Annotated in this window: 17 protein-coding genes; 14 read left to right on the top strand and 3 right to left on the bottom strand. The window is 68.3% G+C overall.

Annotated elements, in window-relative coordinates; genetic code table 11:
- Positions 1-7: 7 nt before the first annotated feature.
- A complete protein-coding gene (locus JJQ90_RS03955; protein ID WP_230410326.1) occupies positions 8-814 on the bottom strand; it encodes a DUF2189 domain-containing protein in 807 nt (268 codons plus the stop codon).
- A gap of 212 nt (positions 815-1,026) precedes the next feature.
- Between JJQ90_RS03955 and JJQ90_RS03950 the strand changes: the two genes are divergently transcribed.
- The 14 genes from JJQ90_RS03950 to JJQ90_RS03885 all read left to right on the top strand — a co-directional run bounded on the left by JJQ90_RS03950 (position 1,027) and on the right by JJQ90_RS03885 (position 14,035).
- Positions 1,027-1,899, top strand: a complete 873-nt coding sequence (locus JJQ90_RS03950; RefSeq protein WP_216873133.1) for a polyprenyl synthetase family protein — start codon at positions 1,027-1,029, stop codon at positions 1,897-1,899.
- The gene (locus JJQ90_RS03945; protein ID WP_329959360.1) at positions 1,896-3,059 is read left to right on the top strand and encodes a methyltransferase; all 1,164 of its coding nucleotides are present in this window, start codon (positions 1,896-1,898) and stop codon (positions 3,057-3,059) included. Before JJQ90_RS03950 ends, JJQ90_RS03945 begins: the two co-directional genes overlap by 4 nt.
- Positions 3,060-3,137: 78 nt before the next feature.
- A complete protein-coding gene (bchC, locus tag JJQ90_RS03940; RefSeq protein ID WP_216873132.1) occupies positions 3,138-4,067 on the top strand; it encodes a chlorophyll synthesis pathway protein BchC in 930 nt (309 codons plus the stop codon).
- On the top strand, positions 4,064-5,083 hold the full coding sequence (locus JJQ90_RS03935) for a chlorophyllide a reductase iron protein subunit X (RefSeq protein WP_230410325.1): 1,020 nt from the start codon (positions 4,064-4,066) through the stop codon (positions 5,081-5,083). The genes bchC and JJQ90_RS03935 overlap by 4 nt, the downstream gene beginning before the upstream one ends.
- A gap of 3 nt (positions 5,084-5,086) precedes the next feature.
- Positions 5,087-6,568, top strand: a complete 1,482-nt coding sequence (gene bchY / locus JJQ90_RS03930; RefSeq protein WP_216873131.1) for a chlorophyllide a reductase subunit Y — start codon at positions 5,087-5,089, stop codon at positions 6,566-6,568.
- 3 nt (positions 6,569-6,571) lie between these two features.
- A complete protein-coding gene (gene bchZ / locus JJQ90_RS03925) occupies positions 6,572-8,032 on the top strand; it encodes a chlorophyllide a reductase subunit Z (protein ID WP_216873130.1) in 1,461 nt (486 codons plus the stop codon).
- 139 nt (positions 8,033-8,171) lie between these two features.
- Entirely contained in the window at positions 8,172-8,351 is a 180-nt protein-coding gene (locus tag JJQ90_RS03920) for a light-harvesting protein (protein WP_216873129.1), read from the top strand.
- A gap of 36 nt (positions 8,352-8,387) precedes the next feature.
- Positions 8,388-8,573 carry a light-harvesting antenna LH1, alpha subunit gene (pufA, locus tag JJQ90_RS03915; RefSeq protein ID WP_216873128.1) on the top strand — a complete coding sequence of 62 codons (186 nt, stop codon included), beginning with the start codon at positions 8,388-8,390 and terminating at the stop codon, positions 8,571-8,573.
- A gap of 119 nt (positions 8,574-8,692) precedes the next feature.
- Positions 8,693-9,517: a photosynthetic reaction center subunit L gene (gene pufL, locus JJQ90_RS03910; RefSeq protein WP_216873127.1), complete on the top strand. Its 825-nt coding sequence runs from the start codon at positions 8,693-8,695 to the stop codon at positions 9,515-9,517.
- A 21-nt stretch (positions 9,518-9,538) separates the two neighbouring features.
- On the top strand, positions 9,539-10,534 hold the full coding sequence (gene pufM / locus JJQ90_RS03905; RefSeq protein WP_216873126.1) for a photosynthetic reaction center subunit M: 996 nt from the start codon (positions 9,539-9,541) through the stop codon (positions 10,532-10,534).
- A complete protein-coding gene (pufC, locus tag JJQ90_RS03900; RefSeq protein WP_216873125.1) occupies positions 10,531-11,604 on the top strand; it encodes a photosynthetic reaction center cytochrome PufC in 1,074 nt (357 codons plus the stop codon). Before pufM ends, pufC begins: the two co-directional genes overlap by 4 nt.
- Positions 11,605-11,718: 114 nt before the next feature.
- Positions 11,719-12,156: a YqaA family protein gene (locus JJQ90_RS03895; RefSeq protein ID WP_216873124.1), complete on the top strand. Its 438-nt coding sequence runs from the start codon at positions 11,719-11,721 to the stop codon at positions 12,154-12,156.
- Positions 12,157-12,172: 16 nt separating this feature from the next.
- On the top strand, positions 12,173-13,693 hold the full coding sequence (locus tag JJQ90_RS03890; RefSeq protein ID WP_216873123.1) for a phytoene desaturase: 1,521 nt from the start codon (positions 12,173-12,175) through the stop codon (positions 13,691-13,693).
- 39 nt (positions 13,694-13,732) lie between these two features.
- Entirely contained in the window at positions 13,733-14,035 is a 303-nt protein-coding gene (locus JJQ90_RS03885; RefSeq protein WP_216873122.1) for a DUF4189 domain-containing protein, read from the top strand.
- Here JJQ90_RS03885 and crtD read toward each other — a convergent pair.
- Positions 14,004-15,506: a 1-hydroxycarotenoid 3,4-desaturase CrtD gene (gene crtD / locus JJQ90_RS03880; RefSeq protein WP_216873121.1), complete on the bottom strand. Its 1,503-nt coding sequence runs from the start codon at positions 15,504-15,506 to the stop codon at positions 14,004-14,006. The two genes, JJQ90_RS03885 and crtD, sit on opposite strands and share 32 nt — an antisense overlap.
- A complete protein-coding gene (locus JJQ90_RS03875; protein ID WP_216873120.1) occupies positions 15,506-16,240 on the bottom strand; it encodes a hypothetical protein in 735 nt (244 codons plus the stop codon). The genes crtD and JJQ90_RS03875 overlap by 1 nt, the downstream gene beginning before the upstream one ends.
- Positions 16,241-16,295: the final 55 nt, after the last annotated feature.

Raw genomic sequence — 16,295 nt, 5'->3', positions numbered from 1 at the left:
GTCGCGTTCAGCGCGCCACCACGAGTCGATAGAGATGCCAGGTTGCGTGCCCCAGCACCGGCAGCGCCACCGCGAGCCCGATGAACAGCGGCAGCGAACCCAGCAGCAGCAGGACGGCGACGATCAGGCCCCAGGCGGCCATCGGCACGGGGTTCATCGCCACGGCCCGCAGCGACATCCCGATCGCCTCGCCGAGCCCTGCCCGCGGCCGATCCAGCAGCATGGGGAAAGACACCACGGTCAGCGCCAGCACAACAGCGGCGAAGCCGAAGCCCACGACATGGCCCAGCAGCAGCATGCGCCGGCCTTCCGCGGTGCCGAAGATCTGGCCCAGGAAGGCGCGCGGGCCGGTCCCACTCGGGTCCAGCGGCAGCGTGCCGAGGGTGGCCGCATGGATCGCATGGGCGGCCCAGATCCAGCCCAGGAACAACCCGACCAGCACCAGGCCGAGCAGCAGGATCGCCGGCAGGGAGGGTGCCCGCAACACGGTGAAGACATCGGACCAGCGGGCCGTCAGCCCGGCCTCCCGCCTCCGGCTGATTTCGTAAAGGCCAAGCGCGGCAATGGGTCCGACAAGGGCGAAGCCCGTGGCCATCGGGTAGAACAGGTGCATGACCTCATCGCCCGCGGCCAGTGTCGCCGCCACGAGACCGATGAGGGGATAGAGCACGCAAAGGAACATCAACTGCGTCGGTGCCGCCAGGAAATCCGCCCAGCCGCGCCCCAGCGCCGTGGCGAGATCCGGCAGGCCGATACGGCGCGGTGCCACGGGGGCACTCTCCAACATATGGGTGGTGGTCAAAGCCTCAGCCATCGTTCGCTTCCCCCATCAGGGTTCCGCGGACGGCCCGGTGCCGGCGATGTCCGGCAAGGACCCCGCGACTGTCATCTGGGGATGACAATCACGTCTTCGCCTCAAGCCCGCGTGACCGAATGGTGATTGACTTATGTGTCAGGAAAGAATGACACTCCGGACTGACAAGCCAAGATGACAATCAAGCCGGGCGCAGGTCAGGAGGGGCTTCCATGGATGCCGTATCACGCATCGAATCCAGCCTGGCGGATGCCGTGCTCTATGCGGAGGCCGCCGGCGCGCCACCTCGCCTCGCGGCGGCGCTGCGGCATGCGGTGTTTCCACGTGGCGGGCGCATCCGTCCGCGCCTGACGCTGGCGGTGGCCGCGGCCTGCGGCGATGATCGGCCGGCCTTGTCCTCCGCCGCCGCGGCCGCGATCGAGCTGCTGCATTGCGCCAGCCTGGTGCATGACGACCTGCCCTGCTTCGACGATGCCGCCACGCGGCGCGGCAAGCCCAGCGTGCATCGCGCCTTTGGCGAGCCGCTGGCGGTGCTGGCCGGCGATGCGCTGATCGTGCTGGCCTTCCAGACCCTGGCGCGGGCCGCGCCGGCGGCGCCGGAACGGCTGGGGCCACTGCTGCTGACGGTGGGGGATGGCGTCGGCGTGCCCTTCGGTATCGTCGCGGGCCAGGCCTGGGAATGCGAGCCGCGCGCCGATCTTTCCGAATATCAGCGCCAGAAGACCGGCAGCCTGTTCGCCGCCGCGACCATCGCCGGCGCCACCGCCGCGGGCCATGCCGAGCCCGATTCCTGGCGCCTGCTGGGGGATAGGCTGGGCGAGGCCTATCAGGTCGCCGACGACCTTCGCGACGCCGTGGAGGATGCGGAGACGCTCGGCAAGCCGGTCGGCGTGGACAAAGCGCTGGGAAGGCCGAGCGCCGTGGCGGAATTCGGCCTGGAGGGCGCCGTGGCGCGGCTTCGCGCTTTGTCGGACCAGGCGGTGGCGGCGGTGCCGCCCTGCCGGGGCCAGGCGGCGCTGCGCGGGCTGATGCTGGCGGAGGTGAAGCGGCTGGTGCCGCAGAAACTCGCCACCATGGCGGCGTGAAGACCGTCGCACCCCCAGTGCTGGCCAGCATGCCGGCCGTGCTCTGCCTGCGCGATCGCCTGCGCGGGTGGCGGGAGGCGGTGACGGCCGATCCGCGCTTTCGCGCCTGGGCCGCGCGCTTTCCGCTGACACGCCCGATGGCGCGGCGCCGTGCGCGGCAACTTTTCGATATCTGCGCGGGCTTCGTCTATGCGCAGGTGCTGACCGCCTGCGTGCGCCTCAACCTGTTCGAGATTCTGCATGAGGCGCCGGCCACCGATGCCGCGCTCGCGCATCGCCTGGCGCTGACGCCGGAGGCGACGACACGGCTGCTGGAGGCCGCCGCTTCGCTGGAACTCACCTATCGCCGCGCCGATGGGCGCTGGGTGTTGGGGCCGCTGGGCGCGGCGATGATCGGCAATCCCGGCATCGCCGCCATGGTGGAACATCACGCACTGCTCTACGCGGATCTTGCCGACCCCGTGGCGCTGCTGCGGCGGGAACGCGGAGGCAATGCGCTGTCGGGCTACTGGGCCTATGCCGGTGCCGAGGCGCCCGCCGCGCTGCCTGGCGGGCAGGTGGCCGATTACTCCGGGTTGATGGCGGCGTCGCAGCCGATGGTCGCGGCCGAGGTTCTGGCCGCCTATGATTTCCGGCGCCATCGCGCGCTGCTGGATGTCGGTGGCGGAGAGGGCGCCTTCCTCGCGGAGGTGGCGCCCAGCGCGCCGGCGCTGCGCCTGATGCTGTTCGATCTGCCGCCGGTGGCGGTGCGCGCCCAGGCGCGTCTGGCGGCGCGGGGTTTTGGCGCGCGGTCGGCGGTGTTCGGCGGCGACTTCACCGCCGATTCGCTGCCGCAGGGCGCCGACCTCATCAGCTTCGTGCGTGTGCTGCACGACCATGACGACAAGGTGGTGATGCACCTGCTGCGCAGTGCGCGGGCCGCGCTGCCCGCGGGCGGGCGATTGCTGATCGCCGAGCCGATGGCCGGCACGCCCGGGGCGGAGCCGATGGGGCAGGCCTATTTCGGCTTCTACCTGCTTGCCATGGGCCGCGGCCGGCCGCGCCGCGCCGAGGAGCTTCAGGCGATGCTGCGCGAGGCCGGCTTTGCCGCGAGCCGCGCCTTGCCGACGCCGACGCCGCTGTTGGCGCGTGTCCTGATCGCGGATGTCAGCGCAGCATGACGCCTGGTATGTCAGTTTAGCTTGACATAGTTTTATGTCAGGCTAGGCTGACACGTAACGAAGGGGAGCGTCTCCAAGGTGGACACCACGGCAGTCGTGCTGGAAGCGCCGGAACGCCTCGTTCTGAGCCGCCTCGAACTCTCACCGCCTGTCGCGGGGGATGTCGTGGTGGATGTGGAATGGAGCGGCATCAGCACCGGCACCGAGCGTCTGCTGTGGTCCGGCCGCATGCCGCCCTTTCCCGGCATGGGCTACCCCCTGGTGCCTGGCTACGAATCGGTCGGCCGTGTGGTGGAGGCGATGCCCGAAGCCGGATTGTCGGTCGGCGCACGCGTCTTCGTGCCGGGTGCGCGCTGCTTCGGCGACGTGCGCGGCCTGTTCGGCGGGGCCGCCTCGCGGCTGGTGGTGCCGGCAGCGCGCGCCGTGCGGATCGATGACGCGATGGGCGAGACGGGCGTGTTGATGGCCCTGGCCGCCACCGCGCAACACGCCATCGCCGCGGAACTGCCGGAGCTGATTGTCGGCCATGGCGTGCTCGGCCGGCTGGTGGCGCGGCTGGTTGTCGCGGCGGGGGGCACGCCCACGGTGTGGGAGACCAACCCTGCGCGCGCCGATGGCGCCGAAGGCTACAGCGTGCTGGCGCCGGAGACCGACACCCGGCGCGACTACCGCAGCATCTGCGATGTCAGTGGCGACAGCGGGCTTCTGGACAGCCTGGTGCAGCGCCTGGCGCCGGGCGGCGAGATCGTGCTCGCCGGCTTCTACAGCGCGCCCCTGAGCTTTGCCTTCCCGCCGGCCTTCATGCGGGAGGCGCGGATCCGCGTGGCGGCCGAATGGAAGACGCCGGACCTGATCGCCGTGCGTGAACTGCTCGATGCCGGGCGGCTGTCGCTGGACGGGTTGATCACGCATCGGCGTGACGCCGCGGCCGCGCCCGATGCCTACCGCACGGCCTTCAACGATCCCGCGTGCCTCAAGATGATCCTCGATTGGAGAGCATGCTCATGACCGCACAGACCGGTTCTTCGCCCGCACCCTCGGCCCAGCAGAGCATGGCGGATGCGCTGCGCGCGGAAGCGGAGCAGGAGCCGGATGCGGTGACGACGGGGCCTGTGAAGAAGGAAACGCAGATCATCGCCATCTACGGCAAGGGTGGCATCGGCAAGTCCTTCACGCTGGCGAACCTCAGCTACATGATGGCGCAGCAGGGCAAGCGCGTGCTGCTGATCGGCTGCGATCCGAAGTCGGACACGACCAGCCTGCTGTTCGGCGGCCGTTCCGTGCCGACGATCATCGAGACGTCTTCCAAGAAGAAGGCGGCCGGTGAGGCGGTGAAGATCGGCGATGTCTGCTTCAAGCGCGACGGAGTCTTCGCCATGGAACTCGGCGGGCCGGAAGTTGGCCGCGGCTGCGGCGGGCGCGGCATCATCCACGGCTTCGAGCTGCTGGAGAAGCTGGGCTTCCATCAGTGGGATTTTGATTATGTCCTGCTCGACTTCCTTGGGGACGTCGTGTGCGGCGGCTTCGGTCTGCCGATCGCACGCGACATGTGCCAGAAGGTGATCGTGGTCGGCTCGAACGACCTGCAGTCGCTCTATGTTGCGAACAACGTCTGCTCGGCGGTCGAGTACTTCAAGAAGCTTGGCGGCAATGTAGGCGTGGCCGGCATGGTCATCAACAAGGATGACGGCACCGGCGAGGCGCAGGCCTTTGCGAAGGAAGTCGGCATCCCGGTGCTGGCGGCGATCCCGGCCGATGACGACATCCGCCGCAAGTCCGCGAATTACGAGATCGTCGGCGTGCCGGGCGGCCAATGGGCCAGCGTGTTCGAGGAGCTCGCTTTGCAGGTGGCCGGCGCGCCGCCCGTCCGCCCCTATCCGCTGACGCACGAAAACCTGCTGAACCTGTTCAAGGGCGATGCGGTTGGCCGTGGCGTGGTGCTGGATCCGGCGACGATGGAGGACATGTGCGGCGCCGAGGTGCTGAACAAGCCGTCCCTCGAAGTCGTCTATGAGGGCGCTTGAACCATGAGTGACCCCGCTGGTTGCCACGGAGGCCGTGAGACTTTGGAGGCCGCCGCGCGCGCCGCCGGCAAGTCTCTGGTGATGGACGAGCTGACGAAGAACTACCCGCGCGGCCCGCATGACCAGCCGCAGAGCATGTGCCCGGCCTTCGGGTCGCTGCGCGTCGGGCTGCGCATGCGCCGCACTGCGACCATTCTGTCGGGCAGCGCCTGCTGCGTCTATGGCCTGACCTTTACCAGCCACTTCTACGGCGCGCGCCGAACGGTGGGCTATGTGCCCTTCAATTCCGAGACGCTGGTCACCGGAAAATTGTTCGAGGATATCCGGGATGCGGTGACGGAAACCGCGAAGCCCGAGGACTACGACGCCGTCGTCATCATCAATCTCTGCGTGCCCACCGCCTCCGGCGTGCCGCTGGACCTGCTGCCGAAGCAGATCAACGGCGTGCGCATCATCGGCATCGACGTGCCGGGCTTTGGTGTGCCGACGCATGCGGAAGCCAAGGACGTGCTGGCCGGCGCCATGCTGCGCTATGCCCGCGGCGAGGCCGAGGCCGGCCCGGTGGCGCGGCCGCGGCAGATGGTGGAGGGCGAGCGCACCGTCGCGCTGATCGGTGAGCTGTTCCCCGCGGATCCGATGGGTGTGGGCGCCATGCTGGCGCCGATGGGCCTGGCCGTGGCCCCGCAGACACCGGCGCGGGAATGGCGTGACCTCTATGCTGCGCTGGACTGCGAAGTCGTGGCCGCGGTGCATCCCTTCTACACCGCCAGCATCCGCGAATTTCGCGCCGCCGGCCGTCCTGTGGTCGGCTCCGGCCCCGTGGGACATGACGGGACGGCGGCTTGGCTCGACGCCATCGCGCGCGCCACCGGCACCACCGCCGCGCAACTCGATGCCGCCAAGGCGCGGGCGCTGCCGGCGATCAAAGCGGCGCTGGAAGCGGCCCCGATCAATGCGCGCATCACCGTCTCCGGCTACGAAGGCTCCGAATTGCTGGTTGCGCGGCTGATGGTCGAGGCGGGCGCGGAAGTGCCCTATGTCGGCACCGCCTGCCCGCGCACCGAATGGTCCGATGCCGACCGCGAATGGCTGGAGGCACGCGGCACGCATGTGCAGTACCGCGCCAGCCTGGAACAGGACATGGCGGCGATGCGGGAGGTGAGGCCCGACCTGGCGCTCGGTACCACGCCGCTGGTGCAGAAGGCGAAGGAGCTCGGCATCCCCGCGCTGTATTTCACCAACATGATCTCGGCGCGGCCATTGTTCGGCGCGGCCGGCGCTGGCTCCATGGCCAGCATCGTCGCCGCACAGACCAAGGGGCGTGAGCGTTTCAGCCGCATGGTCAGCTTCTTCGAAGGCGTCGGCACGCCGGATGGCGCGGGCTACGGCTTCCGCGACAAACCGGTGGATCCGCCCGGCTTCCGGGAGCGTCAGCGCAAGATCCAGGCGGCCAAGGCGAAAGCCGAAGAATCGGTGGGGACCTGAATCATGCTTGTCCTCGATCACGACAGGGCCGGTGGCTATTGGGGCGCGATCTACGCCTTCTCCGCCGTGCGTGGATTGCGCGTGGTGATCGACGGCCCGGTGGGCTGCGAGAACCTGCCCGTCACCGCCGTGCTGCACTACACGGATGCGCTGCCGCCGCATGAGCTGCCCGTGGTCGTCACCGGCCTCGACGAGGACAGCCTGTCCAAGAACGGCACCGAGGATTCCATGCGCCGCGCCGCCGGCACGCAGGATCGCGAGCTGCCGGCCGTGGTCGTCACCGGTTCCATCGCCGAGATGATCGGCGGCGGCGTGACGCCGCAGGGCAGCAACCTGCAGCGCTTCATCTGCCGCACCATCGACGAGGACCAGTGGCAGGCCGCCGACCGCGCCATCATGTGGCTCTGGACCGAATTCGGCGCCCGCGGCCGCAAGATGCGGGCGCGCAATCCGAAGCTCGGCGCCACGCCGCGCGTCAACATCATCGGCCCGATCTACGGCACCTTCAACATGCCGTCCGACCTGGCCGAGATCCGGCGTCTGGTGGAAGGCATCGGCTGCGAGGTGAACCTGGTGTTCCCGCTCGGCAGCCATGTCGAGGATATCGCCAAACTGCCCGATGCGGATGTCAACGTCTGCATGTATCGCGAATTCGGCCAGAAGCTGTGCGAGGAGCTGGAACGCCCCTGGCTGCGCGCGCCGATGGGCCTTTTCGCCACAACCAACTTCCTCCGCAAGCTCGGCGAGATGACGGGCCTCGACCCCGAGCCTTTCATCGAGCGGGAGAAGCACACCACCATCAAGCCGATCTGGGACCTGTGGCGCAGCGTCACCCAGGACTTTTTTGCCAGTGCCAGCTTCGCGGTCGTCGCAACGGATACCTACGCCCGTGGCCTGCAGCGTTTCCTCGGCGAGGAAATGGGCGTGCCCTGCGCCTTCGCCTTCAGCCGCAAGGCGGGCGAGAAGCCGGACAATGCCGCGGTGCGGGAAGCGATGAAGACGTCGCCCCCGCTGGTGCTGTTCGGCAGCTTCAACGAGCGCATGTACGCGGCGGAGCTGAAGTCCCGTGCCATGTACATCCCAGCGAGCTTTCCGGGCGCGATCATCCGCCGCGCCACCGGCACGCCCTTCATGGGCTATGCCGGCGCCACCTACATCGTGCAGGAATACTGCAACGCGCTGTTCGATGCGCTGTTCCACATGATTCCGCTCGGCACCGATCTCGACCGCGTCGAGCCGACGCCTGCGCGTGCCGCCGAGATCTGGGATGACGACGCAGTCGCCCTGCTCGACGCGCATGTCGAGGCTGAGCCCTTCCTTCTGCGTATCTCCGCCGCCAAGCGCCTGCGGGAGGCGGTGGAACGCGCCGCCCGCGCGGCCGGCGAGACGCGCATCCTGCGCGAACGTGTTCAGCGCGAGCTGGGCGACGTGGTCGTGCACCAAGTTGCGGAGGGCGTCGCGTGACGCGGCCCCTGCATCCTTCCGATCCTGCCAGTCGCCGTCGGCGGTTTGCAGGTCGGTCCTGGCGGTGTCCCGCCAAGTCCATCCCAGCCGCGCGGGATCAGCGCGGTAGCGGCCGAAAGGCCAGTTGGAGGTCGAATTGATGGCCGAAGGTTCAAAGACCGGCCTGACCGAAGGCGAGGCGCGCGAGATCCATTCCCTGTTGATCCAGGGTTGGGCCTTCGCCGTCTTCGCTTCGATGGGCGCGCATATCCTGGTGTGGCTGTGGCGGCCGCTGGTTTACGGCAACCAGATCGTCCCGCCGGACTGGCGCTTCTTCTGAGGCGCCTGGCCCGACGACAGAGAGGAGACAGAAGCAATGCATAAGATCTGGATGGTTGTGGACCCGCGGCGATCGCTGTTCCTGGCGATGGTCGGCGTGATCGCCGTATCGGGGTTGCTGCACATCGTTGTGCTCGCATCCCCGCGCTACTGCGACCATTGGGGCTGGTGCGCGACGCCGGCGACCTTCACCCCGGGGCAACCGGTCGGAGCCCTGCGCTAGCAGGGCGAAGGCGGCGTTGTCGGGTCGCGGGTGGGGTTGGCAGTGCAAACCTCACCCGCTGCCCGGGACGATGTCACAGGCGGGTTCTACGCACCCCGCCCATTTGGGAGCGTCATGCGATGGCGATACTGACTTTCGAGCGGAAATATCGCGTCCGCGGGGGCACCCTGGTGGGCGGCGACCTCTTTGATTTCTGGATAGGCCCGTTCTGGGTCGGGTTCTTCGGGGTGACCACGGCCTTCTTCACCTTCATCGGTGTCGGCCTGATCCTGATGGGCGCGGCGATGGGCGGCACCTTCAATCCCTGGCTCATCAACATCGCGCCGCCCGATCTCAGCTACGGTCTGCGCCTGGCACCGATGGCGCAGGGTGGCTTGTGGCAGGCGATCACGGTCTGCGCGATCGGGGCCTTCGTGTCCTGGGCACTGCGCCAGGCGGAGATCTCGCGCAAGCTGGGCATGGGCTATCACATCCCGATCGCCTATGGCGTCGCGGTGTTCGCCTACATCACGCTGGTGGTGGTCCGCCCGGTGCTGATGGGCGCCTGGGGGCACGGCTTCCCCTACGGCATCTTCAGCCACCTCGACTGGGTGTCGAACGTCGGCTACCAGCACCTGCATTTCCACTACAATCCGGCACATATGATCGCGGTGACGTTCTTCTTCACCACGACGCTGGCGCTGTCGATGCATGGCGGCCTGGTGCTGTCGGCGCTGAACCCTGCCAAGGGCGAGGTGGTGAAGACCGCTGAACATGAGAACACCTATTTCCGTGACCTGATCGGCTACTCGATCGGCACGCTCGGCATCCATCGCCTCGGCCTGTTCCTGGCGCTCTCGGCCGGGTTCTGGAGTGCCGTGTGCATCGTCATCAGCGGACCGTTCTGGACGCGCGGCTGGCCCGAATGGTGGGGCTGGTGGCTCAACCTGCCGATCTGGCGCTGACGGGGAAGGGGAGAAACGCAGATGCCTGAATACCAGAACCTCTTCACCCGCGTGCAGGTCCGGGGGCCCACGCCCTATCCCGGCACGCCGATGGGCGAAGGCCAGCTTCTTGTCGGCAATTCGACACGCGAGATGCGGGGCGGCTTCGTCCATCTGTTCGGTCGCATTGGCGATGCACAGATCGGGCCGGTCTATCTCGGCACGCTCGGCGTCCTCTCGTTGATCTTCGGCTTCATCGCCATCGAGATCATCGGACTGAACATGCTCGCTTCGGTGAACTGGGACGTTGTCCAGTTCGTCCGCCAACTGTTCTGGTTGGCGCTTGAGCCGCCCTCGGCCGAATACGGGCTGCGCATCCCGCCATTGCGGGAGGGCGGCTGGTGGATCGTCGCGGGCTTCTGCCTGACCGTTTCCATTCTGCTCTGGTGGGCGCGCACCTATCGCCGCGCACGGGCGCTTGGCATGGGCACCCATGTGGCCTGGGCCTTCGCCGCGGCCATCTGGCTGTATCTGGTGCTCGGATTCATTCGCCCCGTGCTGATGGGGTCGTGGTCCGAGGCGGTGCCCTTCGGCATCTTCCCGCATCTCGACTGGACCGCGGCGTTTTCCATCCGCTACGGCAACCTGTTCTACAACCCGTTCCACGCGCTTTCGATCGTGTTCCTGTATGGCTCCACCCTGCTGTTCGCGATGCATGGCGCGACCATCCTCGCACTCGGCCGCTACGGCGGTGAGCGTGAGATCGAGCTGGTGCTGGATCGCGGCACGGCGGCGGAACGTGGTGCGCTGTTCTGGCGCTGGTGCATGGGCTTCAATGCCAGCTTCGAGAGCATCCATCGCTGGGCCTGGTGGTTCGCCGTGCTCTGCCCGCTGACGGGTGGCATCGGCATCCTGCTGACCGGCACCGTCGTGGACAATTGGTACCTCTGGGCCGTGGAACGCCATTTCGCACCGGCCTATCCGCAGCTTTGGGCGCCGGTCATCGACCCCGCCCTGACGACGGGAGCACCGCGATGAGCCTCACGGCACGGGTTGGCCTGGTCTTCGCCGCAGCGCTCTGCGTCGTGATCGTGCTGATGACCTTCGAACGACCGCCGGTGAGCACCAGCCAGCAGGGCTTCCGCGGCGTGGCGATGGAGCAGGTGGTGAACCCGCGCACGCAGGCCGTGCGCCTCGCCGCCAACCGCATCCCGGAAGCACCGGAGGCGGCGGATACGGAGGGTGAGAAGGCGCGCGAGATCTATGAAAACGTCCAGGTCCTGGGTGAGCTCAGCGTCGCGCAGTTCGGCCGCATCATGGCGGCGATGACCGAATGGATCGCGCCGGAACAGGGTTGCGCCTATTGCCACAACGTCGAGAACCTGGCCTCCGACGAGGTCTATACCAAGGTCGTCTCGCGCCGCATGTTGCAGATGACGCGGCACATCAATGCGGATTGGACGCCGCATGTCGGCACCACGGGCGTCACCTGCTACACCTGCCATCGTGGCCGTCCGGTCCCGGCGGAGGTCTGGGCCTCGGTTCCGCTGCCGCATAACGGGCTTCAGGCCTCGCGTGGGCAGAACCACCCGGCGGCGGTCGCCAATGACAGCTCCCTTCCCGGTGAGCCCTTCACGCCCTTCCTGCTTCAGGACAACGAGATCCGTGTGATCAGCACGGCATCAGGCCCGGGCACCAACCCGGCCAATACGATGCAGGCGGAATGGACCTATGCGCTGATGATGCATATGTCGGAAGGCCTCGGCGTGAACTGCACCTTCTGCCACAACAGCCGATCCTTCGCGAACTGGTCCACCAGTCCGCCCGCACGGTTGAATGCCTGGCATGGCATCCGCATGGTGCGGGATCTGAACAACAACTATGTCGTGCCGCTGACACCGCTCTGGGTCGCCAATCCACGGGGTCCCGCGGAAGGTCCGCATATGCCGAGGCTTGGTGTGGCGGGCGATGCGCTGAAGGTGAACTGCGCCACCTGCCATCAGGGCGCCAACCGGCCCTTCTATGGCGCGCCGATGTTGCAGGACTATCCCGAATTGGGGCTGGTGAGTGAGGCGCCGCTGCGCGCCGCCTCGGCCGTGCCGCGGTGATCGCCGGCGCCGCCCCCATGGGCGTGCGCCGGAACGGGCAGGCCGGTTCCGTGGCAACACGGCGCCGGCCTTGCCGCATTTTCAGCAATGCCCGCATGGGGCATAGAGGCAGGCATGTCCTCGCTGCTGGAACTGCTCGGATTGTTCGTGGTGGCGCTGGGCGCCGCCAGCCTGCTGCCCATGCAGTCGGAACCTGTGCTGGTCGCGCTGCTGCTGCTGGGCGAGCAACCCGCCTGGCTGCTGGTGCTGGTGGCCAGCGCGGGCAATACGCTGGGCTCCGTGGTGAACTGGCTGCTGGGCCGGCAGCTCATCCGCTGGCAGGACCGGCGCTGGTTCCCCGTGAAGCCGGCGGCGCTGGAACGCGCCAGCGGTTGGTACAGGCGCTGGGGCCACTGGTCCCTGCTGCTGAGCTGGGCGCCGATCATTGGCGATCCGCTGACCCTGGCCGCCGGCGTGCTGCGCGAGCCTTTTGGGCGCTTCCTGCTGCTGGTCGCCATCGCCAAGACCGGACGCTACGTGGTGCTCGCACTGATTACGCTCGGCCTGGCGTAGAGCGAGGAGAAGCATGATGGACGGCATCGACCTTCACCACGACACCCGCCCGCATGCCATCGTCATCGGTGCCGGCTTTGGTGGCCTCGCCGCCGCGATCCGCCTCGGCGCGCGCGGTTGGCGCGTGACAGTCCTCGAGAAACTCGATGCGCCGGGCGGCCGCGCCTATGTCTATCGGCAGGATGGCTTCACCTTCGACGCCGGCCCCACCATCATCACCGCGCCCTATCTGCTGGAGGAATTGTGGACGCTGGCCGGGCGCCGCATGTCGGATCACCTCGACCTGAGGGCGATGAACCCCTTCTACCGCATCCGCTTCGACGACGGCACGGTGATGAATTGCAGCGCCGACCTTGCCGCGACACGCGCCGAGATCGCCCGCATCGCGCCGGAGGACCTGCCGGGATTCGAGCGCTTCATCGCCGACAGCGAAAAGATCTTCGAGGTTGCCTTCGCCAAGCTGGCCGATCAGCCCTTCCACCAGCTTTCCACGCTGCTGCGCGCCGTGCCGGACATGCTGCGCCTTCAGGGCTACCGCACGGTCTACAGCAAGGTCAGTGACTATTTCTCGAATGACAAGCTGCGCATCGCCTTCAGCTTCCATCCGCTGCTGATTGGCGGCAATCCGCTGAACACCACGGCCTATTACTGCCTGATCGCGCATCTCGAACGCCTGCACGGCGTGCACTATGCCATGGGCGGCATGGGCGCCGTCGTGAACGGGCTGGTGGACCTCATCCACCATTTCGGTGGCAGGCTGCGCACCGGCGTCGAGGTCGAGCAGATCACCGTGCGGGATGGCCGCGCCAGCGGCGTGCGCCTGGCCGGCGGTGAGACGCTGTCCGCCGACATCGTCGTCTCCAACGCCGATGTCGGCTGGACCTACACGAAACTGCTCTCGGAGCATAAGCGCCGCCGCTGGACCGATGCCAAGGTCGCGCGCGCCAATTCCTCCATGAGCCTCTTCGTCTGGTATTTCGGCACCAATCGTCGCTTTGACGACGTCTACCACCACACCATGGTGCTCGGCCCACGCTACCAGGAATTGCTGACCGACATTTTCGAGCGGAAGGTGCTGTCCGACGACTTTTCGCTGTATCTGCACCGGCCGACAGCGACGGACCCCTCCCTGGCACCGCCGGGCTGCGACAGCTTCTATGTGCTGTCCCCCGTGCCGCATCTCGGCAGCGGCACCGACTGGGCCCGACACGCAGAACCCTACCGCGCCGCCATCGAGAAGCGGCTGGAGGAGACGGTGCTGCCCGGGCTCGGCGCCAGCCTTGTCACCTCTCGCGTCCTGACCCCGCAGGATTTCCGCGACCGGCTGCTCTCGGTGCAGGGCGCGGCCTTCTCGCTGGAGCCGCAGCTGTTCCAATCCGCGTGGTTCCGTCCGCACAATGTCAGCGAGGACCTGCCCGGCCTGTTCCTCGTCGGCGCCGGCACCCATCCCGGCGCCGGCGTTCCCGGCGTGGTCTCCTCGGCCAGGATCCTCGACCAGGTGGTGCCGCATGGCAGCACCTTGGTCAAAGCGCGATAGATTCAGGCCGCGCCGGCACCCTCCGCCGCGCATGGGCTGGTGACCGCGGTGGCGGACCGGGTGTCGGCGCATCGCCAGGCGCAGCAGCGCTGCGGCGGGCAGGCCTGCCGGCTGCTGGGCGAAAGCGCGCAGGCCTGCGGGGCGGCGGTGCAGGGGGTGCGGCGCAGCCAATGGGCGCTGTTCATCACCAGCGACCCGGCCAGCTATGTCGTCACCTCCGTCAGCGTCGGCTTCGGCGCCACCCAGCCGGAGGCGGAGCGCGTCGCCATGGCGGAATGCCGCAGCCGTGGCCAGGGCCTGCATTGCCGCGTCATCGCCGCGAGCTGCGCCAGCCGGAGCTGACCGGCGCGTCCGCCAGCACACGCGCCGCCGCCAGCCGCCCGGACATCGCCGCCATCGGCACGCCCGGCCCCGGATGCACCGAACCCCCCGCGAGATACAGTCCAGGAAGCCGGGACGCCGCGCCGGGCCGTGCGAAGGTGCCGGTGGCGCCATGGCTGGCGCGGCCGTACAGCGCGCCGCCGGTGCCGGGAAACAGGCGATGGAAGCCCGCGGGCGTGGTGGCGGTGGTGGTCGCGGCGCTGGCCTGGATGGTCAGGCCGCAGCGTTGCAGCAGCGCCATGGTGCGTTCCCGCAGGTCGGCCAGCGCGTCGGGCGCCATCTCGCCGAGGTCGCCATCGGCGGGCGCATTCACCAGCAGCAGCAGCCGCTCCGCCGCGCCAGCGGGGACCGTGCCGCGGCCGCGATCCTGCGCGCAGAGATAGACCGTCGGCGCCTCGGTGATTTTGCGACCGCGGAAGATGGCGGCGAATTCGGCGGCATAGTCCTCGGCGAAGAAGACGTTGTGATGCACCAGGGGAAAGCCCTGCGTCGGCGCATGCAGGCACCAGGTGACGGCGGAGAGGGAGCGGGCCAGGCGCGGCGTGTCGCGTGCCGCCTGCCGGGCACCGCCGCCGAGCAGCCCCTGCGCCAGGGCGGCGACATCGCCGTTGAAGACCACGGCATCGGCGGCCAGTGTTTCGCCATCGGCCAGCCGCACCCCGGCGGCGCGGCCATTGGCCACCAGGATGTCCAGCACCTCCGCCCCGAAGCGGAAGGTCGCGCCCTGGCTTTCGGCAAGGTCGCGCACCGCGTCCGCCACGCGCCGCATGCCGCCTTCCACCAGCCAGACGCCGTCCTGCTCGACATGCGCCACCAGCATCAGCGTGGCCGGGGCGAGGAAGGGCGAGCAGCCGCAATAGGTCGCGTAGCGGCCGAACAACTGGCGCAGCCGCGGATCGGTGAAATGTGTGCCGAGCGCCTGCCACATCGTCGCCCAGGGCGCCGTGCGCCACAGCGCATCCAGTCGCCCGACCCGCCGTACCAGATCGAGCGGCGAGGGCCGCTGCGCCGCGATGAAGCTTTTCTTCAACGTCCCGAAAATATCGGCGCTGCGGGCGGCGAAGTCGCGAAAGCCCTGTGCGTCGCGCGCGCCGGCGAAATCGCCGATGGCGTCGGCGGAGCGTTCGACATCCGCAAAGAGGGCAAGTTGGCCACCCTCGCGCCAGGCATGCCGCGCCAGGATATCCGCGCGATGCAGGGTCAGCGCATGCTCCAGCCGCCGCCCCGCATCCGCGAAGAGTTGGACAAAAATCCAGCGCATGGTGAAGACGGTGGGGCCGCCATCGATGTCGGCGGTGCCGGCCCGCACATGGCGCATCTTGCCGCCCGCCGTCGCCGCGCGTTCCAGCACCGTCACGCGCACGCCCTGCCGCGCGAGATCGGCGGCGGCGGTCAGCCCGCCGATGCCGGCGCCAACCACGATGACATGCATCAGGCCACGGCCCGCCGTCGGGGCCGCGCCTGGCGTTCCACCGCGAGGCGGTGCCAGATGATGAGCGCCAGGCCCACGATCAGCGGAACGCTCCACATGGCGGGGTGCAGCGCCAGTTCCGGAAAGATGCGGACGGAGCCGAAGGCCATGAAGGCGGTGTAGACCGAGATGCCGGCGCCGATCAGCGCCTTGATATGCTCCTTCAGCCAGTCCTGCCGTTCGACTCGCGGCTTGTGCAGAAACCAGAGATTGGTCAGCCCCGTAGCCACGCCGACCACGGCGATGCCGATCATCAGCTTCTGGCCGATGATCCAGCCCTGCGCCGCGCAGGCCAGCGCCGCGGCGATGACGGCATATTGCAGGGCGAGGTTCAGCGGCGTCCGATTCGCCGCGTGGTTCGCCTTGTTGGTGATGGCGAGCCAGCCGTACCAGGCGAGGTTGATGGTCAGGATGCCGGTGTGCAGCATCATCCAGCCGAACATGCCGCGCAGGAAGGCCGCGTCGTAATCGGCCGCGAGATGCGGATGCGTGCCGAAGGGATCGGCCAGGGTCAGCAGGCTCATCGCCACGGCGAAGCTGCCGGTGGCGAGCATGGCATAGGTGAAGATGCGCCCCCAGCGCCGGTGCCGCGCCCCGCCCTTCCTGCCGATCACCGGCACCCAGAAGGCAATCGCCCCCGTCGTGCCGGTCAGGATATGCGCAACGATCAGCCCGTGGAACAACATCAGCTCCATGGTCTGTATGCCTCCCCTGACAGAAAGTGACAATGACACTTGACAGTTCCGGGTG

The sequence above is a fragment of the Falsiroseomonas oleicola genome, from assembly GCF_019029495.1.
GTDB lineage: Bacteria > Pseudomonadota > Alphaproteobacteria > Acetobacterales > Acetobacteraceae > Falsiroseomonas > Falsiroseomonas oleicola.
Note: the sequence above shows the minus strand (reverse complement) of the source record. Positions and strands in the feature narration are given on the sequence as shown.

Bases quoted from the DNA above. Each gene is read 5' to 3' on its own strand.
- JJQ90_RS03955 (WP_230410326.1), bottom strand. From the start codon at position 814: ATGGCTGAGGCTTTGACCACCACCCATATGTTGGAGAGTGCCCCCGTG.
- JJQ90_RS03950 (WP_216873133.1), top strand. From the start codon at position 1,027: ATGGATGCCGTATCACGCATCGAATCCAGCCTGGCGGATGCCGTGCTC.
- JJQ90_RS03935 (WP_230410325.1), top strand. From the start codon at position 4,064: ATGACCGCACAGACCGGTTCTTCGCCCGCACCCTCGGCCCAGCAGAGC.
- bchY (WP_216873131.1), top strand. From the start codon at position 5,087: ATGAGTGACCCCGCTGGTTGCCACGGAGGCCGTGAGACTTTGGAGGCC.
- bchZ (WP_216873130.1), top strand. From the start codon at position 6,572: ATGCTTGTCCTCGATCACGACAGGGCCGGTGGCTATTGGGGCGCGATC.
- JJQ90_RS03920 (WP_216873129.1), top strand. From the start codon at position 8,172: ATGGCCGAAGGTTCAAAGACCGGCCTGACCGAAGGCGAGGCGCGCGAG.
- pufA (WP_216873128.1), top strand. From the start codon at position 8,388: ATGCATAAGATCTGGATGGTTGTGGACCCGCGGCGATCGCTGTTCCTG.
- pufL (WP_216873127.1), top strand. From the start codon at position 8,693: ATGGCGATACTGACTTTCGAGCGGAAATATCGCGTCCGCGGGGGCACC.
- pufM (WP_216873126.1), top strand. From the start codon at position 9,539: ATGCCTGAATACCAGAACCTCTTCACCCGCGTGCAGGTCCGGGGGCCC.
- pufC (WP_216873125.1), top strand. From the start codon at position 10,531: ATGAGCCTCACGGCACGGGTTGGCCTGGTCTTCGCCGCAGCGCTCTGC.
- JJQ90_RS03895 (WP_216873124.1), top strand. From the start codon at position 11,719: ATGTCCTCGCTGCTGGAACTGCTCGGATTGTTCGTGGTGGCGCTGGGC.
- JJQ90_RS03890 (WP_216873123.1), top strand. From the start codon at position 12,173: ATGGACGGCATCGACCTTCACCACGACACCCGCCCGCATGCCATCGTC.
- crtD (WP_216873121.1), bottom strand. From the start codon at position 15,506: ATGCATGTCATCGTGGTTGGCGCCGGCATCGGCGGGCTGACCGCCGCC.
- JJQ90_RS03875 (WP_216873120.1), bottom strand. From the start codon at position 16,240: ATGGAGCTGATGTTGTTCCACGGGCTGATCGTTGCGCATATCCTGACC.